We start from the raw sequence: 26,005 nt of genomic DNA on the forward strand, positions 1-26,005 counted from the left end.
GGAACAAGAGCATGGGAATCAGTGGCGCGCCGCAGGAGCCGGCGGCAATCCGACGCCCAGCAGGTGCCGCACGCGCGGCGGCTTGTCGCCGACATGGAAGCGCGTCACCTCGCGCTGCAGGTCGGCATCGGCGTGGGGCACGCGCTCGTGCTGGCGCAAATGCTCGGCCCACGATTCGACCAGGAACCACTCCGTCAGCAACTCCGGGTCGGCCGGGTCTTCCATCACGCCCCAGTTGAAGGCCCCGTCGCGCAGCCGTTCTTCGGAAAGCTGGTGCACCGCGCGCAGGAAGGCGTCGCGGTCGGGCGCACGCACGCAGTATTCGATCAGGATCATGACCGGGCCGCGGTCATGCGCGATATCCGCGGCGCCTTCGGGTTCGGGCCAGTGCCGTGCCGGTCCCAGGTCATCTTCGCCGCGGGGCAGGCGCAGCCGGTGCAGCAGCAGCGCTGCCACCAGCATGCCTGCCGCGGCCACGAGCAGCCCGCCGGGCGTCCCCAGTGCCTGCGCGACAAAGCCCCACACCAGGCTGCCCGCCGCCATCGCGCCGTTGAACACCATCTGGTAGACCGCCAGCGCGCGCCCGCGCACCCAGTTGGGAAGGATCGCCTGCGCCACGCCGCCCAAAGTCGTCAGCGCGATGATCCATGCCGCACCCAGGAACAGCAGCAGCAACAGCGCGATCCAGACAGGCGGCGCCACGCATAGCCCGGCCATCACCACCGCGGTCGCGCAGGCAGAGAGCAACATCAGCCCGTCCGCGTCCAGGCGCCGCTGCAGCCGCGGCATGACCAGCGCACCGAGGATCGCGCCCAGCCCCACCGCGCCCAGCAGCACGCCATAGAGGCTGGCGCCGCCTTTCAGCAGTTGCCTGGCCACCAGCGGCAACAGCGCCCAGATGCTGCTGCCAAAGGCAAAGTGCACCGCGGCCCGCGCCAGCACGACATGCAGCTTGCTGTGGGCGCGGGTAAAGCGCAGCCCGGCGCGGAACGCACCGAGGAAATGCTCGCGCAGCGGGTCGGCGGCGCGTGCCGGGCGTTTCCACCACAGCAGCGCGGCGACCACGAAGACATAGCTGAGCAGGTCCATGCCATAGGTAACGGCCGCGCCGAACGCCGCCAGCAGCAGGCCGCCGGCGGCCGGGCCGATGGCGCGGGCGATGTTGACACCCAGCGCGTTGAGCGCGACCGCGCGCTTGAGTTCCTGCTGCGGCACCAGCTCGGGCGCGATCGACTGCCAGGTCGGCCCCATCAGCGCCGCCCCGATGCCACCCAGGAACGCCATGCCGATCAGGATCTCGATCGTCAGCGCATTGCGCCAGGCCAGCATCATCAGCGTGCCGCTGACCAGCGCCAGCCCGACCTGGATCGCGATCAGGAAGCGGCGCCGGTCGAGGATGTCGGACAGCACGCCGGCCGGGATCGCCAGCAGGAACACCGGCAGCGTTGCCGCGGCCTGGATCGTCGCGACCGCGGCCGGCGACGACGACAGGTCGGTGACCAGCCAGGCGCTGGCCACGTCGCGCATAAAGCTGCCGACGTTGCCGAGGATGGTCGCCGCCCACAGCACGGCAAACGTCGCCTGCGCCAGCGGCGCGAAGGTGCCGCCGTCGGCGGGGCGGGGAGAGGAGTGCGTTGCTTGCTCTGCCATCTTGGTCAGCCGTGCCGGGTTGCGCGCTCGCGCAGGTCGTGCCAGGCCACCAGCAGGAAGCCGCCGGCCAGGCCCAGGTGTTCGAAGAATGCGTTGGTCATCATGAAGCGGGCTTCTGGCGGCGCTTCCCAGAAGCGGTTGGCGATGAAGGTCGCGCCGGCCGTGAACGCCGCCAGCGCCAGCGCGCCCAGCCAGCGCCGCCAGCCCAGCAGGATCATGGCGCACGCGCCCAGCTCGAGCACGATGGTGGCGACTGCCAGTGGCACCGGCGGGTTCAGCCCGAAGTGCCGCATCTCGGCCACCGCGCCGGGAAAGTCGGCCAGCTTGAACAGGCCGCCCTGCAGGTAAGCGGCGCACAGCAGCAGCAGGCCAACCCAGCGCAGCCAGCGCATCCAGCGCGGCAACCCGGCGGCACTGGCTGGCGCCAGGGGAAGGGAAGTCATCGGTTCAGGCATGGCCGGTCTCGGTTGGCTGCGGTCGGCAGCAGGTCAGAACGCCCAGCAGGAACAGCCCAGCGCGCCCCAGAACGTGCTCTCGTCCGAGGTCGGCACGCCCGAGGTCCAGGCTTTTGCATGCGCATGGCCGTGGACACCGCACGAACTCGCGCACCCGCACGCCGTGTTCAGCGCCAGCTTGCGCGCTTCCGGCCGCGGCTGGTAGCCGCCGACGTGCCGCACCGGCGACCAGTCCGGCATGGCGGGAGGCAGCGCCGGCGACAGCTTGCTGAAGTCTGAATCGCCATAGACCACCTTGCCGCCGAGGATGGTCAGCACCGAGGTGATGTCCTGGATCTCGTCGCCGGGCACGCTGAAGTAGTCAGAGGACAGCACCGCCAGGTCGGCGAGCTGGCCGGCCTTGATCTGGCCCTTCTTGCCGACTTCCGAGGAAAACCAGGTGTTCGCCTCGGTCCACAGCCGCAGCGCGGTTTCGCGGTCAAGCAGGTTGGCCTGCGGGTACATCGCCATGCCGCCCACGGTCTTGCCGGTGGTGAGCCAGTACAGCGACACCCACGGGTTGTACGAGGCCACGCGCGTGGCATCGGTGCCGGCGCCGACCTTGACGCCTTTTTCCAGCATCTTCTTCACGGGCGGCGTCGCCTCGGCAGCGCGTGCGCCGTAGCGCTCGACAAAGTACTCGCCCTGGTAGGCCATGCGGTGCTGCACGGCGATGCCGCCGCCGAGCGCGGCGATGCGGTCGATATTGCGGTCGGAGATGGTCTCGGCATGGTCGAAGAACCAGTTCAGGCCGTCGAAGGGAATGTCCTTGGCCACCTTCTCATAGACATCGAGCGCACGGGAGATGGTCTGGTCATAGGTGGCATGCAGCCGCCACGGCCAGCGCTTCTCCGCCAGCAGGCGGATCACGGGCTCCAGGTCAGCTTCCATCGACGGCGCCATGTCGGGGCGCTCGACGCGGAAGTCCTCGAAGTCGGCCGCGGTGTAGACCAGCATCTCGCCCGCGCCGTTGTGGCGGTAGAGGTCGTCGCCCTGGCCCGGCTTGACCTTGGCGGTCCAGGTCTTGAAGTCGTTCAGTTCTTCCCTGGGCTTCTGCGTGAACAGGTTGTACGCCAGCCGCACCGTCAGCTGCCCGTCCTTGTGCAGCTCCTCGATGATGCTGTAGTCCTCGGGATAGTTCTGGTATCCACCGCCCGCATCGATCACGCCGGTGACGCCGAGCCGGTTGACCTCGCGCATGAAATGGCGCGTCGAGTTCTTCTGGTACTCGGGCGGCAGCTTGGGGCCCTTGGCCAGCGTCGCATACAGGATGGTGGCGTTCGGCTTGGCCAGCAGCAGCCCGGTCGGGTTGCCGCGCGCATCGCGCACGATTTCGCCGCCCGGCGGGTTGGGCGTGTCTTTGGTATAGCCTACCGCGCGCAGCGCCGCGCCGTTGAGGATGGCGCGGTCGTACAGGTGCAGGATGAACACAGGGGTATCGGGCGCCACCGCGTTCAGTTCGTCGATGGTCGGCAGCCGCTTCTCGGCGAACTGGTGCTCGGTAAAGCCGCCGACCACGCGCACCCACTGCGGTGCCGGTGTGCGCGCGACCTGGTCCTTCAGCATGCGCATGGCGTCAGCCAGCGAGCGCACGCCGTCCCAGCGCAGCTCCATGTTGTAGTTCAGGCCGCCGCGGATGATGTGCATGTGGCTGTCGATCAGCCCGGGGATGGCCCGCCGGCCGTTCAGGTCCACGACCTGCGTCTGCGCGCCGGCCAGCTTCATCACGTCCTGGCGCGTGCCGACGGCCACGAAGCGCCCGTCGCGGACGGCCACGGCGTCTGCCTGCGGGTTGGACTTGTCGAGCGTGGTGAACCTGCCGTTGACGAGGATGAGGTCGGGGGAATTGCCAGGTGTCATGGCGAAGATCTCCGAAGAAGCTGCCGCGCCGAGGGCGGCAGCCGAGGCGATGAATTGCCGGCGGGTGACAGACATACTGTTTGTGAGCTATGAAATCAGCAGGTAGTGCATCGACCGGGTCGGGCTGACCGCTCCCTTAGGTCAGCGTCGGGGCAGACTGTGAGCGACGTGCCATTGGCGAGCTGGGCCGCTGGCAAGCCGCGGCCGGCCGATGCAACGATCAGCGAGCCGGTACCGGCGCCACGGACTCGTGCGGCGTGGCGGTACGCTGCGCCGCCTTGTGCACCATGGTGTACGCGTAGTCGACACCCATGCCATAGGCGCCGGAATGTTCCTTGACCAGTTTCATCACGGCGTCATACGTGTCGCGGTGGGCCCAGTCGCGCTGCCATTCCAGCAGCACCTGCTGCCAGGTCACCGGCACCGCGCCGGCCTGGACCATGCGCTGCATGGCATAGTCGTGCGCTTCCTTGCTGGTGCCGCCAGAGGCATCGGCAACCATGTAGATCTCGTAGTTGCCTTCCAGCATCGCGCACAGCGCGAAGGTGGTGTTGCAGACCTCGGTCCACAGGCCGGCGACGATCACCTTGTTGCGGCCGTTGGCCTTGAGCGCGTCGCGGACCTTCTGGTCGTCCCACGAGTTCATCGAGGTGCGCTCCAGTGTCTTCTGTTCCGGGAAGACATCGAGCAGCTCGGGATAGGTGAAACCGGAGAACGATTCGCTTTCGACCGTGGTGATGGTCGTCGGGATATTGAAGATCTTCGCGGCCTTGGCCAGGCCGACGACGTTGTTCTTCATGGCCTGCCGGTCCATCGACTGCACCCCGAAGGCCATCTGCGGCTGGTGGTCGATGATGATCAACTGGCTGTTTTGCGGGGTCAGGACTTCGAGCTTCGGGTTGGACATGGTGTCGATCCTCGGGACAAGGAGTTAGAGATGGGCGCAACAGGCCGGGACGTGCACCGGCGCCGATGCCGCAGTTGTCTTGCCAGTGGCGAGGGCAGCGCAACGCGGTCGGAAGCCTAAAGGAAGCACCCACGGTTCGCCATTGGACGATGGTATTAGTCGCATCGACCCCGATTGCACCGAAATTGGTCCATCTCCTCTGCCGGAATGCGCACCTGACTGGCTCGCGGTCGCATGTGCGCTTCCGGTGGAGAGGCCGCCTTGAAGCCATGTCAACTAATACGATGGTATGAGTGTCGCTTCGGTTCGCTGCCTCCGGAGCTGTGCAGCCCAGCGCCAAAGTCCATCACGCCCGGAAGCGGGCGGCCACCAGGCTCAGCCTACTGGCCCTTGCAGCCAAGCCGTCATTCAGTCGAGAAGGTAAGGCGTCGGCAATGCCTGAACTGACGCTTGTTTCGAAGTTATCGAAGAGGAGGGGGATAGAGTGCGAGTTCGATGCAGTCAATTAGATCTTGCTCTGCGAAGGGCTTGCTGAGAAAACACGCGTTGACAGTCGTACGTGCGCGCTCCTCATAACCCGCGTCCACGACGCCACTGATAAAAATGATTGGGGCCGCATGCCCGATGCGCCGAAGGCATTGGGAAAGTTCCAGGCCATCCATACACGGCATCTCGACATCCGTGATGACGCAATTTATGTGGCTAAGCCCTTCGCTTTCGAGGAGCTGGCGGCCACTTGCGAATAGCTCGACTTCGTAGCCCAGTGAGCGAACGAGGCGGCCAATAGCCTGAAGTACCGATTCATCGTCATCAACGATTGCGATGGTGTGGACAGTCACGCGGGTCTCCCTTCAATATGAATGCGATGACCGACGGGGCTGCCACCACTTACGATGAGAATACCTCGCAACGGCATTCATACGAACGCCTTATGGTCTCGTCGTACGTGGCAAGCGACGCGGCACCGGTACAATGCCCGCCGGCAACTTCCAAGCGCCGCCATTTAAGTGACCTAAGGGGCCTTCGGCTCCGCCACCAGCAAGCCTTAGGAGTTCTACGTTTATGTTTTACGCTGGCGCGGAAAGCGGTTTTGACTTGTTCTGGGAAGAAGGTGACCGTTCGTTCGGAAGATATGTGCCGAGGGGTACCGAACGATCGGTCCTGATGGTCCGGCCTTTAGCGGAGAAGCCTTGTCCAGGGACGCTCTCCAAGTTGGCGCACGAATTCGAGTTGCGCGAGTTGCTCGACGCCGCGTGGGCGGTGTCGCCGGTCGAAATTCAGCGCGCAAGCGGTAGCGCGGCCCTCTTCCTGGCCGACCCCGGCGGCGAGCCGTTGAGCCGTGTTATGGGGACGGCACTGGATGTTGGCGATTTTCTGGATCTCGCCATTGCAATTGCCACCGCAGTCGGCCAGTTGCATCAAAGCGGTCTTGTTCACAAAGATTTGAAGCCTGGGCATATCCTTGTGGCGCCGTGGCATACGCAGGTGTGGCTCACAGGCTTCGGCAATGCTTCGCTGGTTCGACGGGATGTGCATGAGGTCGTAACGGTCAACGACATCGTCGGAACGTTGGCGTACATGTCGCCCGAGCAGACGGGTTGGATGAACCGCGCGATCGACACGCGCAGTGACCTCTACTCGATCGGCGTCACGTTCTACCAAATGCTGTGTGGCGAACTGCCGTTTAACGCGAGCGCGCCGAAAGACTGGGTCCATTACCATCTGGCACGCCAGCCCTTGACGCCGGCGGAGCGGATATCAGGCATACCCCGGGTGGTGTCGGATCTCGTCATGAAGTTGCTTGCCAAGTCTCCGGACGAGCGTTATCAGACCGCCGCGGGGCTCAAAGCAGATCTGCAACGCTGTCAAAGTGAATGGCGCATAGCAGAGTCTATCGTAGTGTTCCAACTTGGCCAGCACGACCTTTCAGAAGGGCTTTCGTTTCCGGATCGCCTGTATGGACGGGAAAAGGAAATTGCTGCGCTTTCCGAGGCGTGGGGGCGGGTAAGGGCGACAGGCCGCAATGAGCTTGTCCTGGTGTCCGGCTATTCTGGCGCTGGAAAAACGTCAGTTGTGAACGAACTGCGGCGGGTTATGGTCGAGGACTGCAGCCTGTTGGCATCAGGCAAGGCAGAGTTGCGGGAAAAGACCATTCCCTATGCGACTTTGGCACACGCATTGGGTGGCGTACTGCAACGGTTCGTTTCGATGCCCGTTGAGCAACAGACAATCTGGCGCACAATGCTGGCAAAGGCTGTGGCGTCAGATGGCGCCTTGCTCGCGCCCCTTGTTCCACAGTTAGAACAGATGCTGGGCCGCTATCCCTCCATCTCCGATCTGCAACCCGGGGAGGCGGCGCGCCGGCTCCGAGAGGCGCTTGAAGCGTTGATAGCCGTGCTGGCTCAGTACTCAGCGCCACTGACAATCTTTCTGGATGACGTTCAGTGGTTGGACGAGGAAACGATCACGTTCGTCCAGCGCCTAATCGCGGACCACCGCCTTCCAGGGGTGCTGGTCGTTTGCGCGTACCGTGAGAATGAGGTCGTGGCAGGGCATCCGCTTATGGTCAGCGCGGGAGTGCTTCGCGATGATGGACACCGTGTTTGCGAGATTGAGTTAGCCGATCTTGATGTGGCGAGCCTTGGGCAGATGTTGGCCGATACGCTGCATTGCTCGACGCAAGCGAGCGCACCGCTTGCTCGCCTGGTAAAAGAACGAACTGCAGGCAATCCCTTCTTCGTGATTCAGTTTCTTACCGAACTGGTGGAAGACGGAATGCTAGGATTGGACCATGGTGCCGGCCTGTGGGCGTGGGACCTGGAGCAGATCCGTTCGAAGGGCTTTACGGACAACGTCGTCGAGCTCATGTTAGGTAGAATCGGCCGCCTGCGCTCTGACACGCAAAAGGCCCTGCAGCTTCTGGCATGTTTTGGGAACGATTCCACCCTGGAAAACTTGAATCGCGTTTGGTCTGATCAGGAACGGGCCGTAGTGCCATGCCTATGGGATGCGATTCGGGCCGGTCTGGTCACCCGAAGAGAGAATGTAGTGCAATTCCGGCATGATCGCATCCATGAGGCGGCGTACGCGCTCATTCCAGAAGCTGATCGTCTTCAGTTACATCTTCGGATCGGTCGCCAGCTCGCTGCCCAAGTGCCCTCTGAGGAGTTTGACGACAACATCTTCACTATCGTCGAGCAATTCAATCTTGGCGCGAAGCTCGTCAGAACGCCATCTGAACGTGAGCGCTTGGCTGAACTGAATTTAGCCGCTGCGCTTCGGGCGAAGATGGCATCGGCCTATCCTACTGCACATCAGTATCTCGGCGCCGCGGCCGAGAATCTCGATGATGAGACATGGTTGCGTCGGCATGATTTAGCGTTTCTCATTGCCCAGCATTTGGCGGAATGTGAATTTCATACTGGACAATTGGAGTCCGCAGAAAGACGCCTTGCGCATTTGGCTCGAACAGCTGCGGACCTACGGCAATTGGCGCTCATCACGCAACTGCAGCTCGAACTGCTGCTTACGGTGGGGCGCCGAGAAGAGGCAGTATCGGTTGGCCTTCAATACCTTGGTCGCGCAGGGGTACATTGGTCTAGCCAACCGTCCCTCGAGGTTGTGAGACTGGAAGAGGAAGCGATGTGGCGGCAGATCGGTACCCTGCCCATTGAGCAGCTCTGTGAGCATCGTTGCATGGTCGAGCCAGAGGTCCTCGGTACGATGCGCGTGCTGGTGGCCCTAATGCAGCCAGCCTGGCATTCGAACGACAACCTTCGCCGGCTCGTGATATTCCGCATGGTCAATCTTAGCCTGCGCTACGGCAACAGCGACGAATCGGCAATGGTGTATGGCTGGCTTAGCATGCTCCTAATCTCCAAGCCAGGGGTAACGTCCGCTGCCTGTGCTTTCGGGCGTGTCGCTCTTGCTTTGGCCGAGCGCAGCGGGAACGAACGGTACAGTGCCCGAGTTTTCCAAATTGTTGGTGGCAATGTCCTGCACTGGAGTCAGCCCCTTCACGTCGCGCGCGATGTTCTGGATCAGGCGTTGAAAGTCACGGAAGCCACGCATAATTTTACCTATGCCGCTTACATCCATAGCAATCGCATCACGCACGGGCTGGCTCAGGGTGAAAGTCTGGCAAGCGTGCAAGCAGCCATGGAGCAAGGCAGCATTGCGACCTGGGGTGATAGATATGACCTCGTCAGGGACCGCATCGCCCCGCGCATGCAACTGGTGCGCATGCTACGAGGTGAAACACCCGTTTTCGGCGTTCTTGATTCCGAAGACTTTGACGAAGCGGCTTTCGAAAGCTATCTGCAGGGTGACATCGGTAGGCTTCTGGCAACGAGCTGGTATTGGATTCGAAAAATGCAGGCCCGATACTTGGCGGGCGACTATGCCGTGGCCGCCGAGTGTGCTCACAAGGCGCAAGCCTTAATGTGGACGTCGCCCGCCTACTTTGAACAGGTCGAGTATCACTTTTATGCTGCCCTGGCGATAGCCGCCTGCGTTGGATCAAAGGAAGAGAATCGCGCTGGGGACTCGCTTCGGAAAGTTGCGGAACATCACCGTCAATTGCTTTCGTGGGCCGAACTGTGTCCGAGCACCTTTGCCTGTCGTGCCGCACTAGTCGGTGCGGAGATCGCTCGTCTCGAAGGGCAAAGCCTCCAGGCAATGCATGGCTATGAGTCGGCAATCGCCTCGGCTCGCGACAACGACTTCGTACATGTTCGCGCGATGGCCAATGAGATTGCTGCGCGCTTTTACCTGCATAGCGGCCTCGAAAAGGCATCGCGCGGATATCTGCTCGAGGCGCGGCATTGTTACTCTTATTGGGGTGCTGACGCGAAGGTTTGGCAGATCGACGCCCTTTACCCGAGCATTGCAAATGAATCCCGCTCCGTCCGCTTGTCGGGGACTATCGACACGCCGATCAAGCATCTGGATCTTTCTACCGTTATTGCGGTATCCCAAACAGTGTCCGGGGAAATCAGTCTCGACAGACTGATCGAGATGCTGGTTCGTACAGCCATTGAGCAAGCGGGTGCTTCGCGCGGCGTACTACTCCTGCCCTTGCAAGACGAGTTTCGCGTCGTAGCAGAGGCGCGGGTGGCCGGCAGCGATATCGCGATAAATCACGAGCGCCGAACGCCCTGTTCGGACGATGTCCCGCTGTCCTTGATTTGCCAGGTGATCCAAGGACAGGAGCACGTCGTGCTCGATGACGCGTTCCTCCCGACTGTGGCTGCAAGCGATCCATATTTCCAACGACGAAAGATTCGATCGATTTTATGCCTTCCGTTGTTGAACCAAGCGAAGTTGGTGGGCGTGCTTTACCTTGAGAACGAACTCGCCCCCCGCGTGTTCGTGCCGGCACGTACGGAAATCATCAAGCTTTTAGCGTTCCAGGCAGCCACCGCACTGGAGAACAGTCGCCTCTATGAGGAAAGGAAGCAGGCTGACGACGCACTGCATCGCGCACAAGTCGAGTTGGCTCACGTCTCACGCGTGATGACAATGAGTGCCCTTGCATCATCGATTGCCCACGAAGTAAGCCAGCCATTGGCTGCTGTCGTCGCTAACGCCAATGCGGCAGTTCGATGGCTGAACAGAAAGGTGCCCGATCTGAACGAGGTCGGCGAGGCACTGACAGCCATTGTGGCCCAAGGTCAGCGGGCCAGCGACGTCATCGTAGGCATGCGGTCAATGTTGAGAAAGACTTCTGGGCCGAGGAATACCCTTGACATCAATTCTGTGATCATGCAAACGCTTGGTCTGATCGACGGGGAAGCGAGCCGGCATTGCTGCACCATTGAAACCACGTTGAGCCCGGACTTGCCCCATGTCACCGGGGACCGGGTGCAATTGCAACAGGTCATTCTGAACTTGGTCATGAATGGCTTAGAGGCAATGCGCGCTGAGGATATGCCGCAGCGAATACTGTCGGTTCAGACTGTGTCAAGCCCAGACGGAGTGACGGTGGCCGTGTCCGACCGTGGCGTTGGGCTTGATGAAAATGCAAGGAGCCGCTTGTTTGATGCGTTCTTTACGACGAAACCCGAAGGCTTGGGCATGGGGCTCGCAATCTGCCTTTCGATCGTCGAAAGTCACGGTGGCCAGCTATGGGCTGAACCTCGTCAACCCCAGGGCACGGTCTTCCGCTTCAGCTTGCCCAAGGCAAGAACGATTTGACGATGCGTTGACTCCAAGCAATAGAAGCAATTGAGGGACGGTATGGCTATGGCAAGTGGTGTAACGGGCGGATTCCTGCAACGCCAGTCGGCGTCGACAGGAAAATAGGGCTATTTGAGGAGGAGCCCCCGGCTCCCCCATCTTGCAGAGTGAATCTGCGTTTCCGCTTTCCCTCGCTGTTTTCCTGAGCCAGTATGCGACCTAAACTTTTCGCTCCTTTCAATTGGATCCGGAGCTTGTTCCATGCCTCGGACTCTCGATCAGGGGCATTGCCCATCAAACGCCGAAAGACTTCACTCGGTCTTGCGGGGTTGGCCTGTTTGTTTCTCTCCGCGCAGCCCATATGGGCGGCATACCCCGATCGACCCATCACCATTGTCGTACCATATCCTCCAGGCGGGCCAGCCGATCTGCTGGCCCGGCCGCTAAGCGCCGAACTGCAAAAGGTGCTGGGTACCCATGTAGTCATTCAGTACAAGCCGGGCGCAGGAGGCCAGATTGCCTTGCGACATGTGGCGAACGCAAAGAACGATGGGTATACGCTTGTGTTGGTGCTTGCTGCCTACGCGATCGGGCCGCTCCTGAGCAAGGCAAGTGACTATGATCCGGTGAGAAGCTTCGAACCCGTTTCTCTACTCGCCAAGCAGCCCTTAATTCTTTACACGCGACGAACGTCGATGTTCTCGTCTGTGTCCGAGTTGATCAATCACGCCAAGGCGTTTCCTGGTGGGGTTACCATGGCTTCATCGGGATATGGGAACACCAGCCACCTCGCAGCAGAACTGCTAGCGCAGGCGACGGGGACTCAACTTACTCATGTTCCTTACCACGGCGGCGTCCAAGCAGTGACAGCTGTGATGAGTGGAGACGTGGACGCTGTCTTTGCTGGGCCGGATAGCCTTCGATACGTTGCGGCGGGAAAATTGCGACCTTTGGCAGTCGCGAGCGAAGCCAGGCTAACTATCGCACCAAACACTCCTACCTTTGCCGAGGCTGGTGTGCGCAACATGTCAGTGGAAGGCTGGTACGGTATTCTCGCGCCTAAAGGAACGCCGAAGGCAAGGATCCAGAAACTGAACCGTGCAGTGGAAATGGTGTTGTCGGATGCGTCCTTCAAAGTGCCGGTTTCCGGCCTTGGTTTCAAGATCTTCTATGCGGGGGCGGTGTCTTTCAAGGCTTTTATTCACAGCGAGCGCGAACGTTGGGCGAGGGTGATTGCCGACAGGGGCCTTGCTATGGACTAGTTGCAGCACATTCGCCGGTACACTCGTTCGAAGCTCTAATGAACTGATCTAGTCAAATGTGGAAATTTCGACATGACCCCGCTCGTTGCCGCAAGCGCGGTCTGCCTTGGCGCATCGGGGGGCACGGGAGACTTCGGCACGGCTGCGGCGGGGGCTATCCCACTCTGATGCTGCTTCTACTTGCGGGACTCAGCGCCTGCGGGTCGCTTCCACACAATGCTCCGCGCAATCTGCCTCAGGCCGCGGCTGGCAGTGCAACCGCGCCCTTGCGCGAGCCCATGGACGTCGTCGGCCCGACAGCCGTCGCCATGTCGTTTTCTGGCGGTGGCACGCGAGCCGCAGCCTTCGCGTTCGGCGCGCTGCAGGGGCTCGACGTTATGAGAGCTCCTGCGGACGCGTCCCTGCTCGACAACGTCGCATTTATCAGCAGCGTGTCAGGAGGCTCGATCACCGCAGCGTACTACGGTCTGCATGGCAAGAGCAGCCTGACGACCTTTCGATCAGTGCTCTTGAAGGACGGCGAGGCGGGACTTCGCTTCAGTCTGCTGAATCCGATCAACCTGGCGCGCCTCTTCGCCGGCGGGCTCAACGATCGGGAAGATCTCCGGACATGGCTCGACGAGGACGTGTTCAAGGGCGCGACGTTTGCCGACATGTTCCGCCGCGGCAAGCCAATCGTCTGGATCAACGCTACGAACGTCTACTACCGGGTCGCGTTCCCGTTCAGCCAATTGGCATTCGATGCGTTATGCAGTGATCTTTCAAGCTTTCCCGTCTCCGAGGCTGTCGCCGCTTCCATGGCGGTCCCGCTCTTCTTCGCGCCGATCGTCCTGCAGAAGCATCCCGAGGCTTGCAGTGCGCCGCTGCCGAGCCTTGACCACGCCCACGCGCCTGGGCGATCGCTGCTGCTTGGCGCGTTGGCAAACGCCGTTCGCGGTCACCGGGACACTTCGAAAGGAAAGTACATCAAGCTTGTCGACGGCGGGGTGACCGACAACTACGGCCTGGCCACCATTCTGCAATCGCGTGTGCTGTTGGGAACGCCTTACGGTCCCATGAGCGAGAACGACGCGATCAGTGTGCGGCGGCTACTTTTCATTGTGGTAGACGCCGGGCAGGGCCCGCGCGGCGATTGGAACCAACGGCAGGTTGGCCCATCCGGAATCGAAGTCGCAAGCGCGGCCATCGACGCGGCAATGGCGACCAACGTTCGGATGAGCTATGACGCATTCGTTCCCATGATGCAGCAATGGCGCGACGACCTCGTGGCCTATCGGTGTGGAATGCCGCATTCCCTGCAGCAGGAGATCGCTGCACGCCGCCCGGGCTGGCAGTGCAATGATGTCGAGTTCTTCGTCACGCGGATCTCGTTTGAGGCCCTCGACAATGACCGTGCTGCAAGTCTGAACGAGCTGCCGACCAGGCTTCGCCTGCCCGAGAGGGACGTCGACCGTCTGATCGAAGCGGGAAGGGATGCCATCCTTGGGAATCCGGTGATCCGCGAGTTCGAGCGCGAAGCGACTGCGCCGCGATAGTCGCGCAGCATGCCTAGCCGCGGCTTGTGATGTCCGCCAAGCCGCCCGTGGACCAACCTCAGTCCCTCAGTGTGATGCCCCAGCTCGATTCCGGGCGCTACGCCTGTAGTCCCCCAGTGCCAGCGCGCCGAATTCTGGCATGACGCACCAGTGGGATCTCTGGATGCGGATGCTACTGAAGCGGATGATGCCAAGGGATGACGTTGTTGTTCTGTTGGATCAATGCTGTCAGGGTGAAAAGCGTGACGCCTAAGGATTCATAAACGGCCTCTTCAAGTAGTGTTTCCAGTCGACCTTCCACAGCTGCCGAAAGTCAACAATCGGATCGCCGCAGCTTATGGAGATACTGGTAGTGGAAACCTGCTTGGCGTCGTCGAAGTTCTCTTCGCGCGAGTAACCTGCCATCCGCTTCATCCAGTTCAGGTCGGCGCCTGCGCAGAACGCGGTGCCATTGGCTGCCAGGACAACGACGCGAACGTCCTCGGCTTCAGACAAGGTGTTGAAAGCGCTGGTCAGCTCGGCGATCAGGATATCGTTGAAGGCGTTACGGACGTCGGGACGATTCAGGGTGACGCGTGTGAGGTGGCCTTCGCGGGCGAGGGAGAGGGTCGTGTAGCTCATCGTCATTTCGGAGGCAGGGCGAAAGCGTCAGGGCTGAGTTCCGTGACAGGCAGAACTCAGCGATCTATCGCTTTAGGCAAGACTAAGGGTCAGTGCATTGGCCGGTTCGCTCAATTGGCGCGGATCCTGGCCTGCTCCACCAGCTTGCCGAAGCGCACGTATTCGCTGCGCATCTTCTGCATGGTGGCATCGCCATCCAGGTAGCTGGCCTGCACCCCCAGATTGGCAAACTGGCGCTTTACCTCCGGATCGCTCATCAGCTTGCGCACCGCGTCGCTCAGCACGGTGCGTGCGGCGGGCGGCGTGGCTGCCGGCGCGAACAGGCCCACCCAGGCAATCACGTCGGCCGACGGATAGCCCGCTTCGGTGATGCCGGGCACCTGCGGCAGGTCGGGCAGGCGGCTCGACGACGTGACCGCCAGCGCGCGCAGCTGGCCCGACTTCACGCGCTGCACCGAACCGATGGCCGTGTCGAAGGCAAACGTGACTTCGCCAGAAAGCAGCGCCTGCACGCACTGCGCGCCGCTCTTGTAGGGCACCTCGATGATGTCGGCGCCGGAGGCGACCTTGATCGCCTCGCCAGACAACTGCGCTGTGCTGCCGACGCCGAACGATGCGTAGCTGATCTTGCCCGGCGACTTGCGCGCGGCCTGCACCACGTCCGCCACCGTCTTGTACGGCGACTGCGGGGCGACCAGGATCAGGTTCGGAAACGACGCCAGCGTGCCGATTGCCGCGAAGCTGCGCAGCGGGTCATACTGCACGTTCGGCATCACCTGCGGGCTAATGGTGAAGGCCGCATTAGAGCCGAGGAACAGCGTGTAGCCGTCGGCTTCGGCCCGCGCCACGGCAGTGGCGCCGATCGTGGTGCCGCCGCCGGGGCGGTTTTCCACGACCACCGGCTGGCCCAGCGCGGCGTGCAGCTTCGGTCCCAGCATGCGCGCCATCAGGTCGATGGTGCCGCCGGCAGCGTAGGGCACTACCAGCCGGATCGGCCGGCTTGGGAAGTCCGCGGCAAGGGCGGAGGTGGCGGCGCCGGCGAAAGATGCTGCAACAAGGACAGTGGCGAGCGTCTTAGAGGGTTGCATGGTTGTCTCCTTTCAATGCTCTAGTAAGGTCAGAACTGTTCGCCGCGGGCTGCCTTGTCCTGCAGCAGTGGCGGGGGCGCGAAGCGCTCGCCATAGCGTTCGGCCAGGTACGTGGCGCGCGCCACCGCCCTGTCCAACCCGTACTGGTTGAGGAACTGGAACACGCCGCCAGTCCAGCGCGGAAAGCCGATGCCAAGCACCGAGCCGATGTCGCCGTCGCCCGCGCTGTCGAGCACGCCTTCCTCCAGGATGCGCACCGATTCCAGCGCCATGGAGAACAGCAGCCGGTCCTGCTTGTCCTGCTGCGGGAACTGCTCGTCGGGGCGCAGGAAATGGCGCGCCAGTCCGCTCCAGAACGCCTTGCCGCCCTCTGCCGGGTACTCGTAGAAGCCGCCGCCGGCGGCGCGGCCCTTGCGGCCGAACTCGTCGAGCATGCGCTTCATGACCGCATCGGCTGGGTGCGCCGGCAGGGGGCGGCCCTCGGCTGCATGCGCTGCGAGCGTCTCAAGCCGGTTGTTATAGGACAGACTCAGGCTGACTTCGTCCAGTACCGCGAGCGGTCCCACGGGAAAACCGGCAAATGCGGCCGCCGCCTCGATTGCGGCCGGGTCCTGGCCTTCACCCAGCATCGCCACGCCCTCGCGCGTGAAGGTGCTGAACACACGGCTGGTAAAGAAGCCCCGGCTGTCGTTGACGACGATCGGGGTCTTGCCGAGCTGAATGACGAAGTCCAGTGCCCGGGCCAGCGTCTCCTTCGAGGTCTGCTCGCCCTTGATCACTTCCACCAGCTGCATGCGATGCACCGGCGAGAAGAAATGCATGCCGATGAAGCGGTCCGGGCGCCCCGATGCCTTGGCCAGACCGGTGATCGGCAGCGTGGACGTGTTCGAGGCCCAGAACGCGCCGTCGGCCAGCAGCGGCTCGGCGGATTTTGTGATCTCGGCCTTCAGTGCGGGGTTCTCGGGCACGGCTTCGATCACCAGGTCGACGTGGGCGAGGTCTTCGTAGCGTTCCACCGGATGGATGCGCTCCACGATCTCGCGGCGGCGGCCGGCATCGATCTCGCCCTTCTCTTCGCGCTTGGCGAGCAGCTTGTCGGCGGCATCGCGCGCGCCGGCTGCCTGCGCCAGGGTGGCGTCCTTGACCCACACATCGACACCGCGCGCGGCGGCCGCATAGGCGATGCCCTTGCCCATCATGCCCGCGCCGAGCACGGCCAGCGTGCCGACCTTGCCCTTGGCCACGCCTTGCGGACGTTGCGCGCCCGACTTGATCTCGTTGGCACGGAACCAGAAGGTGCGCAGGATGTTCTTGGATACCTTGCCGGTAACGAGCTGCACGAAGTAGCGCGATTCGATGCGGCTGGCGGTGTCGAAGTCAACCTGCATGCCTTCGACCGAGGCGCACAGGATCGCTTCCGGCGCCGGGTAACACCCCTTGGTCCTGGCTCGTACCGCGGCAGCGGCGGTGGAAATCCAGCGTTTGGGGCCGTCCGCATCGTTCCAGCCGCCCGGCGGCACGTAGCCCTTGACGTCCCAGGGCTGGGTGCTCGCGGGGTGGCCGATGATCCAGGCGCACGCGGCGTCAAGCAGCGCCTGCTTCGAGTCGGCCAGCGCGTGAACCAGCCCGCTCTTGACTGCCTCGGCAGGGGACATCAGCTTGCTGTCCTGCAGATACGGCTGGCTGGCAGCCAGGCCGACCAGGCGGGTCATGCGTACCACGCCGCCGGCGCCGGGCATCAGGCCCAGCGTCGCTTCGGGCAGGCCGAACTGGACCTTGGGCTTGTCCAGCGCGATGCGATGGTGGCAGGCCAGCGCGATCTCGAAACCACCGCCCAGCGCGGTGCCATTAAGCGCGGCCACCACCGGCTTGCCCAGCGTTTCGAGCCGGCGCAGCGTGTTTTTGCCGAGCTCAGTGGCTTCGAACAGCCGCTGCGCATCGGCGGGCTGCATCTTGTAGAGGCGGTTCAGGTCGCCGCCGGCGAAGAAGGTCTCCTTGGCGGACGTCAGGATGACGCCGGCGATATCGTCTTTCTCTGCTTGCAGGCGGGTCACCATGTCGGCAAAACACTGCCGCATGGCGTCGGACATGGTGTTGACGCTTTGTTCCGGCGCGTCGAAAGTGAGGGTGACGATGCCGTCGGCGGACTTGTGGTACTGGATCGGGGCTTGCATCTGGGGTCTCCGGCAGGGCGGGCTGATCGCGCCGCGCGCGTGGTTCTGGATATCTAAGGGGGGCTCAGAGGCGTTCGATGACCGTGGCCACGCCCATGCCGCCGGCCACGCACAGCGTGGCCACGCCGTAGCGTTGCTGCCGGCGTTCCAGTTCATCGAGCAGGGTGCCGACGATGATCGCGCCGGTGGCGCCGATCGGATGGCCCATGGCGATGGAGCCGCCGTTGACGTTGATCTTCTCCAGCGGCACGCCGAGCGTCTTGGCAAAATGCAGCGGTACGGCGGCAAAGGCTTCGTTGACCTCGAACAGGTCGATCTGGTCGGCACGCAGGCCGGCCTTGGCCAGCGCCTTCTGCGTGGCCGGCACCGGGCCGGTCAGCATCAGCGTGGCTTCGACCGACGCCAGGCCCGTACCCAGGATGCGCGCGCGCGGGCGCAGGCCAAGCTCCTGCCCGATGCGCTCGCTGCCGACCAGCACCAGGCCGGCACCATCGACGATCCCCGAGGAGTTGCCGGCGGTGTGCACGGCATCGATATGGTCGAGTTCGGGATAGCGCTGGCGGGCTACCACGGCGTTGGCTGCGCCAGCCGCGCCGCCAAAGGCCGGCTTGAGCGACGCCAGCGACGCCGACGTGGTTTCCTCGCGAATGTATTCGTCGTGGTCCAGCATCGCCAGCCCGCTGGCATCGCGCACCGGTACCAGCGAGCGCGAGAACTTCCCTTCGCGGCGGGCAGCCGCGGCCAGTTCCTGCGAGCGCAGCGCATAGCTGTCCAGCTGTTCGCGGCCAAAGCCATGCAGCGCGGCAACCATGTCGGCGCTGAACCCCTGCGGCACATAAGCGATCTTCAGGCTGGTGGCCGGGTCATAGATCCATGCACCACCGGAGGCGCCGAGGCCCAGGCGCGACATCGACTCAACGCCGCCGGCGGCAATCAGGTCGTGCCAGCCAGAGCGGACTTTCTCCGCGGCAATATTGATCGCTTCCAGGCCGGCGCCGCAGAAACGCTGCAGTGCCATGCCGGGCACCTGCGTCCAGCCGCCTGGCGCGCACAGGGCAGCGATGCGGGGCAGGCAGGAGCCTTGGTCACCGACCGCGGAGCTGATGCCCATGATGAGATCATCCACGCGCGCTGGATCCAGGTCGTGGCGCTGGCGCAGCGCTTCCAGCAATGTGACGACAAGATCAATCGGCTTAACCTCATACAGCGCGCCGGCGCCGGGCTTGCCCTTGCCGCGCGGGGTGCGTACGGCGTCATAGATGAATGCTTCAGTCATCGCGTCTCCTCAAAAAGTGAGATGAGTGTCTCGAAAATAGTTGCGCAAGTCAAATCATGTGTCCATAATTTGTGAAACGGAGATATAAAATGAAACGTGAATCTCAAATTCAAGAGCTTCCATCCGAGTTGCAAGCCGAAAGTGGCGCAACTGCCGCAGGCAGTGCGCTGGCGCGCGGCATCCAGATCCTCCAGGCCTTCACCACCGCGACGCCGGAGTTGAACGCCCGGGACCTGATGGCCGCTACCGGCCTGCCGAGGCCGACGCTGTTCCGCCTGGCCTCGACGCTGTGCGAGGCCGGCCTGCTGCGCTACGACGAACTGACCGGCCGTTTTCAGCCGGCACCCGGGCTGGCGCGCCTGGCTTCGCCGCTGCTGGCGCGGGTGCGTATCCGCCAGCTGGCTTTCGGCCCAATGCAGGCCCTGGCCGATCGCGTGCGGGGCCAGGTTTCGCTGGGACTGGGCGCGGGCCTGGACCTGGTCTTTATCGAACTGGCCCAGGCCAAGGAATGCGAGACCGTGCGGCCGGCGATGGGCAGCCATATCTCGCTGTCGCGCACGGCAAAGGGACGGGCCTACCTTGCGGCACTGCCCCCCGAACAACGGGAGCGCTATGTCGAGGCGATGCGCGCAAGCGATCCCGAGCACGGCACCTGGCTGGCCGATCGCATGTCGGAAGCGCGCAAGAACCTGGCCGAACGCGGCTTTTGCATCAGCCACGGTGACCTGCATCACCAACTCGACGCCGTCGCCGTGCCGGTGCGGTCCAACGTGCCGGACGAGATTTACGTGTTCGCCTGCACCGTGCCGAGCTTCGAATTGCGGCCGGGCCAGTTGGAGGAGGACGTGGGTCCGCGCCTGGCCACGATGGTGCGCAGCATTGAGGCCGCGCTGGGCATTCCCCCAGCCAGCTATGGCTGATCTGGCTGTGACGGGTTGACGTAACGGAGATCCGGGTCCGCGCAAACGAGCAGGGCCGGACCAGAGGAGAGAGGAGACAATGGAGACACTACAGACCGTGGACCGGCTTGCCCATTGGGCGCAGGTTCAACCCGACAAAGCCGCCGTACGGCTGACCGATGGGCAGGCGACATTGAACCTGACCTACGGTGAACTCGATGCGCACGCCAACCTGGTCGCGCAATGGCTGATCGGTGCTGGCTTGAAGGAGGGCGAGGGGATCGCGCTGCTGATGGAAAACCACCCGGCCATGTTCGCCCTGGCCTGGGGCGCACGGCGTGCGGGACTCTACTACACGCCTGTAAGCGTGCACCTGAATCCTTCGGAAGTGGAATATATCTTGCGCGATTGCGGTGCCAGGCTGCTGGTCGCGACGCGCAAGACCGTGGAACTGGCCGCCGCCATCGGCGAGGACTGGACCGGCGACAAGTACCTGCTCGACGGCGAAGCGCCCGGCTTCCTGTCCTTTGCTCAAGCTCTTGCGGATTATGATACCGGCACGCCCCTGCCCGAGCGCGCGGTGGGACGCGACTTCCTATACTCCTCCGGCACAACCGGCAAGCCCAAGGGCATCCGGCGCCCGCTGGTGCCGTTCGCCGACCGCTTGCGCGACGCCTATGACGCCGTGGTCTGGCGCGAATTCTTCAAGTTTGGCCGTGACACCGTCTACCTGACCATGGCACCGCTTTATCATGCGGCGCCCATGCGCAGCGTGATGCGCAATATCGACTGGGGTGGCGAGAACATCGTGTCAAGCCGCTTCGACGCCGAACAGGCCCTGCGGCTGATCGCGCAGCACCGCGTCACGCACAGCCAATGGGTGCCGACCATGATGATCCGCCTGCTGGCACTGCCCGACGCCGTGCGTGCGCAGGCCGACCTGTCGAGCATGCGCGTGGCGATCCATGCCGCCGCGCCGTGCCCGCCCGACGTCAAGCAGCGCATGATCGACTGGTGGGGCAAGGTCTGGTTCGAGTACTACGGCGGCTCAGAGGGCATTGGCCTGACCGGCGTCGACAGCGAGCAGTGGCTGCGCAGGCCGGGCACGGTAGGGCGCGCGCTGCTGGGCACGATCCACATCAAGGACGAGGCGGGCCGGGAGCTGCCAGCAGGGCAGCAGGGCCGCATATGGTTCTCGGGCGCGCCGCGCTTTGCCTACCACAACGATCCGCAAAAGACCGCCGACGCCTACGATGCGCATGGCTGCGCGACCTTCGGCGATATCGGCCACGTGGACGAGGACGGCTTTCTTTATCTCTCCGGGCGCCGCACTGACCTGATCCTGTCCGGCGGCGTAAACATCTACCCGCAGGAAATTGAAAACCTTCTTGCCACCTATCCCGGCGTGGCGGATGTCGCGGTCATCGGCGTGCCGCATCCGGAGTTCGGCGAAGCAGTCAAGGCGGTGGTCGAACTGCAGTCAGCACAGCAGCCCACGCCGGAACTGGCGGAGGCGATTCTGAACTTCTGCCGCCAGCACATCTCGCACGTGAAATGCCCACGCAGCGTGGATTTCGTCAAGGCGCTGCCGCGGCTTGAAAACGGAAAGCTCTACAAGCGGCTGCTCATCAACCAGTACGCAGCCGCTGCTGCAGCGGCTGCAGAAAGCCCGGCCGCGGCCGCCAGCTGAGCCGCACGCCTGGCAACCCAGACAAGCACCATCCAAAGGAGACATCCCCATGCGAACAGCCCTCCGTGAAGATCACGAACAGTTCCGCGACCAGGTACGCAAATTCGTCCAGCGCGAGATCGCGCCCTACCACCACGAATGGGAAAAGGTCGGCTGCGTGCCGCGCGAAACCTGGCTCAAGGCGGGCCGCGAAGGCCTGCTGCTGTGCGCCATCCCGGAGCAGTACGGTGGCGGTGGTGGCGACTTCGGACATTCCATTGTCGTGATCGAAGAGCTGATGCGCGTGCTGGCCACCGGCCCGGGCTTTCCGCTGCACTCCGACATTGTGGCGCCGTACATCCTCGCTTACGGCACCGAGGCGCAGAAGGAGCGCTGGCTGCCGCCGATGGCCCGCGGCGAAAAGATTGGCGCGATCGCCATGACCGAACCGGGCATCGGCAGCGACCTGAAATCGCTGCGCACCACCGCGCGGCGCGACGGTGACAGCTACGTCATCAACGGGCAGAAGACCTTTATCACCAACGGCGCCAATTCAGACCTGGTGATCGTGGCGTGCAAGACCGATCCCGCCGCCGGCACGCGCGGCATCAGCCTGATCGTGGTGGAAGCCGGCACGCCCGGCTTCACCAAGGGCCCGCTGCTGGAGAAGATCGGCCTGAAGGCGCAGGACACGTCCGAGCTGTTCTTTGATGAAGTGCGCGTGCCTGCCGCCAACCTGCTGGGCGAGGAAGGCAAGGGTTTCGGCTACCTGATGCACCAACTCGCGCAGGAACGGTTGATGGTCTCGGTGCGTAGCCCGGTGGTGATGGAAACCATGTTGGAAGAAACCATTGCATACACCAAGAGCCGCAAGGCCTTCGGCCAGCCGGTGTTCGACCTGCAGAACACGCGCTTCAAGCTGGCGGAAATCAAGGCGAAGACCGTCGCCTGCCGTGTCTTCATCGATCACTGCATCGCACTGCATTTCAAGAAAGAGCTCACCAGCGAAATGGCTGCCATGGCCAAGCTCTATGCCACGGAAGCGCAAGGGCAGGCAGTCGACGAACTGCTGCAGCTGCACGGCGGCTACGGTTTCATGCGCGAGTATGGCATCGCACGGGCATTCGTGGACAGCCGCGTGCAGCGGATCTATGGCGGCACGTCGGAGATCATGAAGGAGATCATCGGCCGCAGCCTGTGAGCGGGGAGAACCCGGTCGCTGGTCAGACGGGAGCAGCGGCGGCCGGCTCTGCGAGTGTGCATTGCTGGAAAGTATTGATGTCTGCTTCGCCCCGTTGCTCAGTCCGGATGACGCAGCCAGGCATCCGCACAACGTCGCACGCGGCATTTGCGTTGAAGAGGATGGCCAGCTTCAGGCAAGGCCGGCACCGCGGTCCGATGGAAAGCTGTGGCACCCGGTCCGATTCCACAATCTGAGCAAGGATCAGAAATGAATTTCCAATTTTCCGAAGAGCAGAAGTCCATCGTCGAGGCAGTCCAGGCGGTCTGCTCGCAGTTCGACATGGAGTACTGGGACCGGCTCGACAAGTCCGGCACTTATCCGCATGAGTTCTACAAGGCACTGTGCGAAGGCGGGTGGCTTGGCGTAGCGATGCCGGAAGCGTATGGCGGCGCCGGCCTGGGCATTCTGGAGGCCGCGCTGGTGACGCAGACCATCTCGCAGTCGGGCGCGGGCATGACCGGCGCCTCGGCAGTGCACATGAACGTGTTCGGCCTGAATCCGGTGGTGGTGTTCGCTACCGATGAACAGAAGCGCCGTTACCTGCCGCCCCTGATCGCCGGCCAGGAAAAAGCTTGTTTCGGCGTGACCGAGCCCGATGCGGGGCTCGACACATCCAAGCTCAAGACCTTTGCCCGGAAGGTGCCGGGCGGCTATTCGGTGAGCGGCCGAAAGATCTGGATATCGACCGCACAGGTGGCGGACCGCATGCTGCTGCTGGCGCGCACGCAGACGCTGGAATCGGTGAAGAAGCCCACCGACGGGCTGTCGCTGTTCTACACCAGGATAGATCGCAGCAAGATCGAGATCCGCGAGATCGACAAGATGGGCCGCGCTGCCGTCGACACCAACATGCTGTTCATCGACGACCTGTTCATTCCCGAGGAAGACCGCATCGGGGAGGAGGGGCGCGGCTTCGAGTACATCCTGCACGGGCTTAATCCGGAGCGCATCCTGATCGCTTCCGAGGCCGTCGGCCTCGGCCGCGCGGCGCTGGCCATCGCCACGCAATATGCCAAGGAGCGCGTCGTGTTCGGCCGTCCGATCGGCATGAACCAGGGGGTGCAGCATCCGCTGGCGCAGGCATGGATGCAGCTCGAGGCGGCCAACCTCATGATGCTCAAGGCTGCCGCGCTGTACGACGCCGGCGAGCCTTGCGGCGCCGAGGCCAACACCGCCAAATACCTTGCTGCGGAAGCAGGGCACAACGCTTGCCAGACCGCCATCCTGACGCTGGGCGGCATGGGCTACTCGCGCGAGTACCGGGTCGAACGATTGCTGCGCGAGTCGTATATCCCGCGTATCGCGCCGGTCAGCCCGCAACTGATCATGTGCTTTATCGCCGAGCGCGTGCTGGGCCTGCCGAAATCGTACTGAATCGACGCGCAATCGCCTACCGCTGGCGGCCGCTGCCGCGTCCGCTACGCGCCTGGGCGCATGACCGCACGCCGCAACCATTGCGCGGCGTTGACCCGGATCGCGACAGTCGATCCAGGGTGAATTACACCAAGAAGGATAGGAGAACCAAGATGAAGCTTGAAAACATGTCTGCCGTGGTTACCGGGGGCGCCTCTGGCCTGGGACTTGCCACCGCCCGCCGCTTGCTCGAACGAGGCGTCGCCGTGGTCATCGCCGACCTGTCGGCAGAGCGGGGTGCCGCCGCCATGCAGGTACTTGGCGACAAGGCGAGATTCGTGCAGGCGGACGTCTGCGATACGGAGCAGATGGGCCGTGTCTACGACACGGCCGAATCGCTTGGCCCGCTGCGCGCGCTGGTCCACTGCGCGGGACTGGGCGGTACCGTGCGGCTGGTCGAGAAGGACGGAACACCGGGATCGATCGAGAAATACGAATCGATCGTACGGATCAACCTGATCGGCACCTTCAACTCGCTGCGGCTGGCGGCGGCACGCATGGCAAAGAACGAGCCCGTCGACGGTGAGCGCGGTGCCTGCGTGCTCACCGCCTCGGTGGCTGCCTACGAGGGTCAGATTGGCCAGATTCCCTACGCCTCCGCCAAGGCCGGCGTGGTCGGCATGACGCTTGTGGCTGCGCGCGACCTGGCCCAGCGCCTGATCCGCGTCAGCACCATCGCGCCGGGCGTGTTCGATACCCCCATCCTGGATCGCCTGCCGGAGACTGTGCGAGCCGCGCTGAGCGCTTCCGTTCCGCATCCGGCACGCCTGGGCAAGCCGGACGAGTTTGCTTCGACGGCGCTGCACATCCTTGAAAATCCGATGATCAACGGCGAAACCATTCGCCTTGACGGTGCCATCCGGATGGCCGCGCGCTAACGACCGCGCCGGGCGCACACAAATTTGCGCAGTGGGACTGCAAGAGCCGGAATGATCCGGCCGGCCCACTGGCGCGACACCACTACGTGGAGGAGAAAAACCATGCGTTTCAAGCTATTGATCAAGGCGGGATTGTCGCTGGTGGCTGCATTCTCGGCCGCCGTCACGACGCCGGCTGCGGCAGCCTGGCCGGAGCGGGCGATCACCATCATCGTTCCGGGAGCGCCGGGGGGCACCATCGACATTCCGGCCCGCCTCATGGCACAGAAGCTTACTGGCCTGCTGGGCCAGCCTGTCATCATCGACAATCGCCCCGGAAGCGGTGGCATTATCGGCGTGCAGGCACTGCTTCGGGCGCCAGCAGACGGCTACACCCTGGTGGCGGGGAATACCGGTTCCCACGCTATCAACTACAGCGCCTACAAGCAACTGCCCTATCGCCCCGCGGACTTTATTCCGCTCACCGATCTGATCGTGTTCCCGAATGTACTGGTGGTCAACGCGCAGTCCCCGATCAGGACGGTCACGGAGCTAGTACAACATCCCGCAAATAGGTTTAATAATTATCAGGCTGTAGGTACGGCTCCAGGAGCGTGACGACCAACTGGGCCATCTCGTCGAGCGAGCCTGCGCCTGGCAACGGCTCCCAACGCCCACTATGGGTGCGAAAGGCGGCGCCATAACGATTGCGGCCGAGCTCGGTCAGCCGAGCCACCACGGTCGGCTCCTCGTCGTCCAGACGTTTGATCAGCAGGTGACGCCCGTAGGCTTGCGTGATGATCTGCTCGTGGCCGAGCAGGCTGCGCAGTTGCCCCTGCAATTCGGCAGCGTAGTGTTTGGCGGGTAAGGCTGGCATGTC

General features: G+C 63.3%; 18 protein-coding genes and 1 pseudogene. 9 read left to right on the forward strand and 10 right to left on the reverse strand.

Annotated elements, in window-relative coordinates; all coding sequences use genetic code 11:
- Nucleotides 1-18 precede the first annotated feature (18 nt).
- The 5 genes from LPA45_RS30945 to LPA45_RS30965 all read right to left on the reverse strand — a co-directional run bounded on the left by LPA45_RS30945 (nucleotide 19) and on the right by LPA45_RS30965 (nucleotide 5,750).
- Nucleotides 19-1,650 (reverse strand): MFS transporter, encoded by a 1,632-nt coding sequence (locus LPA45_RS30945; RefSeq protein WP_317925171.1) that lies wholly within the window; start codon nucleotides 1,648-1,650, stop codon nucleotides 19-21.
- Between the two features lie 5 nt (nucleotides 1,651-1,655).
- Nucleotides 1,656-2,105 carry a DoxX family protein gene (locus LPA45_RS30950; protein WP_376790705.1) on the reverse strand — a complete coding sequence of 150 codons (450 nt, stop codon included), beginning with the start codon at nucleotides 2,103-2,105 and terminating at the stop codon, nucleotides 1,656-1,658.
- A 33-nt stretch (nucleotides 2,106-2,138) separates the two neighbouring features.
- Nucleotides 2,139-4,079, reverse strand: coding sequence for an amidohydrolase (locus LPA45_RS30955; RefSeq protein ID WP_367395319.1), 1,941 nt, complete (start codon nucleotides 4,077-4,079; stop codon nucleotides 2,139-2,141).
- Nucleotides 4,080-4,224: 145 nt separating this feature from the next.
- Nucleotides 4,225-4,911 carry a hydrolase gene (locus tag LPA45_RS30960; RefSeq protein ID WP_317925334.1) on the reverse strand — a complete coding sequence of 229 codons (687 nt, stop codon included), beginning with the start codon at nucleotides 4,909-4,911 and terminating at the stop codon, nucleotides 4,225-4,227.
- A gap of 461 nt (nucleotides 4,912-5,372) precedes the next feature.
- Entirely contained in the window at nucleotides 5,373-5,750 is a 378-nt protein-coding gene (locus tag LPA45_RS30965) for a response regulator transcription factor (RefSeq protein ID WP_116323818.1), read from the reverse strand.
- 223 nt (nucleotides 5,751-5,973) lie between these two features.
- On the opposite strand from LPA45_RS30965, the gene LPA45_RS30970 reads away from it, so the two are divergent.
- The 3 genes from LPA45_RS30970 (at nucleotide 5,974) to LPA45_RS30980 (ending at nucleotide 13,885) form a co-directional block, all read left to right on the forward strand.
- Nucleotides 5,974-11,106: an AAA family ATPase gene (locus tag LPA45_RS30970; RefSeq protein WP_367395320.1), complete on the forward strand. Its 5,133-nt coding sequence runs from the start codon at nucleotides 5,974-5,976 to the stop codon at nucleotides 11,104-11,106.
- Between the two features lie 269 nt (nucleotides 11,107-11,375).
- Nucleotides 11,376-12,350 (forward strand): tripartite tricarboxylate transporter substrate binding protein, encoded by a 975-nt coding sequence (locus LPA45_RS30975; RefSeq protein ID WP_233528474.1) that lies wholly within the window; start codon nucleotides 11,376-11,378, stop codon nucleotides 12,348-12,350.
- A 278-nt stretch (nucleotides 12,351-12,628) separates the two neighbouring features.
- The gene (locus tag LPA45_RS30980) at nucleotides 12,629-13,885 is read left to right on the forward strand and encodes a patatin-like phospholipase family protein (RefSeq protein ID WP_317925336.1); all 1,257 of its coding nucleotides are present in this window, start codon (nucleotides 12,629-12,631) and stop codon (nucleotides 13,883-13,885) included.
- 249 nt (nucleotides 13,886-14,134) lie between these two features.
- Here LPA45_RS30980 and LPA45_RS30985 read toward each other — a convergent pair whose 3' ends face one another.
- The 4 genes from LPA45_RS30985 to LPA45_RS31000 all read right to left on the reverse strand — a co-directional run bounded on the left by LPA45_RS30985 (nucleotide 14,135) and on the right by LPA45_RS31000 (nucleotide 19,044).
- Nucleotides 14,135-14,506 (reverse strand): enoyl-CoA hydratase-related protein, encoded by a 372-nt coding sequence (locus LPA45_RS30985; protein ID WP_376790706.1) that lies wholly within the window; start codon nucleotides 14,504-14,506, stop codon nucleotides 14,135-14,137.
- A 110-nt stretch (nucleotides 14,507-14,616) separates the two neighbouring features.
- The gene (locus tag LPA45_RS30990) at nucleotides 14,617-15,594 is read right to left on the reverse strand and encodes a tripartite tricarboxylate transporter substrate binding protein (RefSeq protein WP_116323814.1); all 978 of its coding nucleotides are present in this window, start codon (nucleotides 15,592-15,594) and stop codon (nucleotides 14,617-14,619) included.
- A 29-nt stretch (nucleotides 15,595-15,623) separates the two neighbouring features.
- Nucleotides 15,624-17,768, reverse strand: coding sequence for a 3-hydroxyacyl-CoA dehydrogenase NAD-binding domain-containing protein (locus LPA45_RS30995; RefSeq protein WP_367395321.1), 2,145 nt, complete (start codon nucleotides 17,766-17,768; stop codon nucleotides 15,624-15,626).
- 64 nt (nucleotides 17,769-17,832) lie between these two features.
- Complete coding sequence (locus LPA45_RS31000; protein ID WP_367395322.1) at nucleotides 17,833-19,044, reverse strand: acetyl-CoA C-acetyltransferase; 1,212 nt, start codon at nucleotides 19,042-19,044, stop codon at nucleotides 17,833-17,835.
- 89 nt (nucleotides 19,045-19,133) lie between these two features.
- Between LPA45_RS31000 and LPA45_RS31005 the strand changes: the two genes are divergently transcribed.
- The 6 genes and pseudogenes from LPA45_RS31005 to LPA45_RS31030 form a co-directional block, all read left to right on the forward strand.
- Nucleotides 19,134-19,964 carry an IclR family transcriptional regulator gene (locus tag LPA45_RS31005; protein WP_367395323.1) on the forward strand — a complete coding sequence of 277 codons (831 nt, stop codon included), beginning with the start codon at nucleotides 19,134-19,136 and terminating at the stop codon, nucleotides 19,962-19,964.
- 79 nt (nucleotides 19,965-20,043) lie between these two features.
- Complete coding sequence (locus tag LPA45_RS31010; protein WP_367395324.1) at nucleotides 20,044-21,633, forward strand: AMP-binding protein; 1,590 nt, start codon at nucleotides 20,044-20,046, stop codon at nucleotides 21,631-21,633.
- 49 nt (nucleotides 21,634-21,682) lie between these two features.
- Entirely contained in the window at nucleotides 21,683-22,813 is a 1,131-nt protein-coding gene (locus LPA45_RS31015) for an acyl-CoA dehydrogenase family protein (RefSeq protein WP_116323809.1), read from the forward strand.
- A gap of 249 nt (nucleotides 22,814-23,062) precedes the next feature.
- Nucleotides 23,063-24,229 (forward strand): acyl-CoA dehydrogenase family protein, encoded by a 1,167-nt coding sequence (locus LPA45_RS31020; protein WP_116323808.1) that lies wholly within the window; start codon nucleotides 23,063-23,065, stop codon nucleotides 24,227-24,229.
- A 152-nt stretch (nucleotides 24,230-24,381) separates the two neighbouring features.
- A complete protein-coding gene (locus LPA45_RS31025) occupies nucleotides 24,382-25,146 on the forward strand; it encodes an SDR family NAD(P)-dependent oxidoreductase (RefSeq protein WP_022540126.1) in 765 nt (254 codons plus the stop codon).
- A 102-nt stretch (nucleotides 25,147-25,248) separates the two neighbouring features.
- Nucleotides 25,249-25,683, forward strand: a pseudogene (locus tag LPA45_RS31030) (Bug family tripartite tricarboxylate transporter substrate binding protein); the annotation flags it as partial.
- Between the two features lie 19 nt (nucleotides 25,684-25,702).
- Here LPA45_RS31030 and LPA45_RS31035 read toward each other — a convergent pair.
- Complete coding sequence (locus LPA45_RS31035; protein WP_114132056.1) at nucleotides 25,703-26,002, reverse strand: hypothetical protein; 300 nt, start codon at nucleotides 26,000-26,002, stop codon at nucleotides 25,703-25,705.
- Nucleotides 26,003-26,005 lie beyond the last annotated feature (3 nt).

The organism is Cupriavidus sp. Agwp_2, from assembly GCF_040784895.1.
Lineage (GTDB): Bacteria > Pseudomonadota > Gammaproteobacteria > Burkholderiales > Burkholderiaceae > Cupriavidus.

Bases quoted from the DNA above. Each gene is read 5' to 3' on its own strand.
- LPA45_RS30945 (WP_317925171.1), bottom strand. From the start codon at position 1,650: ATGGCAGAGCAAGCAACGCACTCCTCTCCCCGCCCCGCCGACGGCGGC.
- LPA45_RS30950 (WP_376790705.1), bottom strand. From the start codon at position 2,105: ATGCCTGAACCGATGACTTCCCTTCCCCTGGCGCCAGCCAGTGCCGCC.
- LPA45_RS30955 (WP_367395319.1), bottom strand. From the start codon at position 4,079: ATGTCTGTCACCCGCCGGCAATTCATCGCCTCGGCTGCCGCCCTCGGC.
- LPA45_RS30960 (WP_317925334.1), bottom strand. From the start codon at position 4,911: ATGTCCAACCCGAAGCTCGAAGTCCTGACCCCGCAAAACAGCCAGTTG.
- LPA45_RS30970 (WP_367395320.1), top strand. From the start codon at position 5,974: ATGTTTTACGCTGGCGCGGAAAGCGGTTTTGACTTGTTCTGGGAAGAA.
- LPA45_RS30980 (WP_317925336.1), top strand. From the start codon at position 12,629: ATGGACGTCGTCGGCCCGACAGCCGTCGCCATGTCGTTTTCTGGCGGT.
- LPA45_RS30985 (WP_376790706.1), bottom strand. From the start codon at position 14,506: ATGAGCTACACGACCCTCTCCCTCGCCCGCGAAGGCCACCTCACACGC.
- LPA45_RS30990 (WP_116323814.1), bottom strand. From the start codon at position 15,594: ATGCAACCCTCTAAGACGCTCGCCACTGTCCTTGTTGCAGCATCTTTC.
- LPA45_RS30995 (WP_367395321.1), bottom strand. From the start codon at position 17,768: ATGCAAGCCCCGATCCAGTACCACAAGTCCGCCGACGGCATCGTCACC.
- LPA45_RS31000 (WP_367395322.1), bottom strand. From the start codon at position 19,044: ATGACTGAAGCATTCATCTATGACGCCGTACGCACCCCGCGCGGCAAG.
- LPA45_RS31005 (WP_367395323.1), top strand. From the start codon at position 19,134: ATGAAACGTGAATCTCAAATTCAAGAGCTTCCATCCGAGTTGCAAGCC.
- LPA45_RS31010 (WP_367395324.1), top strand. From the start codon at position 20,044: ATGGAGACACTACAGACCGTGGACCGGCTTGCCCATTGGGCGCAGGTT.
- LPA45_RS31015 (WP_116323809.1), top strand. From the start codon at position 21,683: ATGCGAACAGCCCTCCGTGAAGATCACGAACAGTTCCGCGACCAGGTA.
- LPA45_RS31020 (WP_116323808.1), top strand. From the start codon at position 23,063: ATGAATTTCCAATTTTCCGAAGAGCAGAAGTCCATCGTCGAGGCAGTC.
- LPA45_RS31025 (WP_022540126.1), top strand. From the start codon at position 24,382: ATGAAGCTTGAAAACATGTCTGCCGTGGTTACCGGGGGCGCCTCTGGC.
- LPA45_RS31035 (WP_114132056.1), bottom strand. From the start codon at position 26,002: ATGCCAGCCTTACCCGCCAAACACTACGCTGCCGAATTGCAGGGGCAA.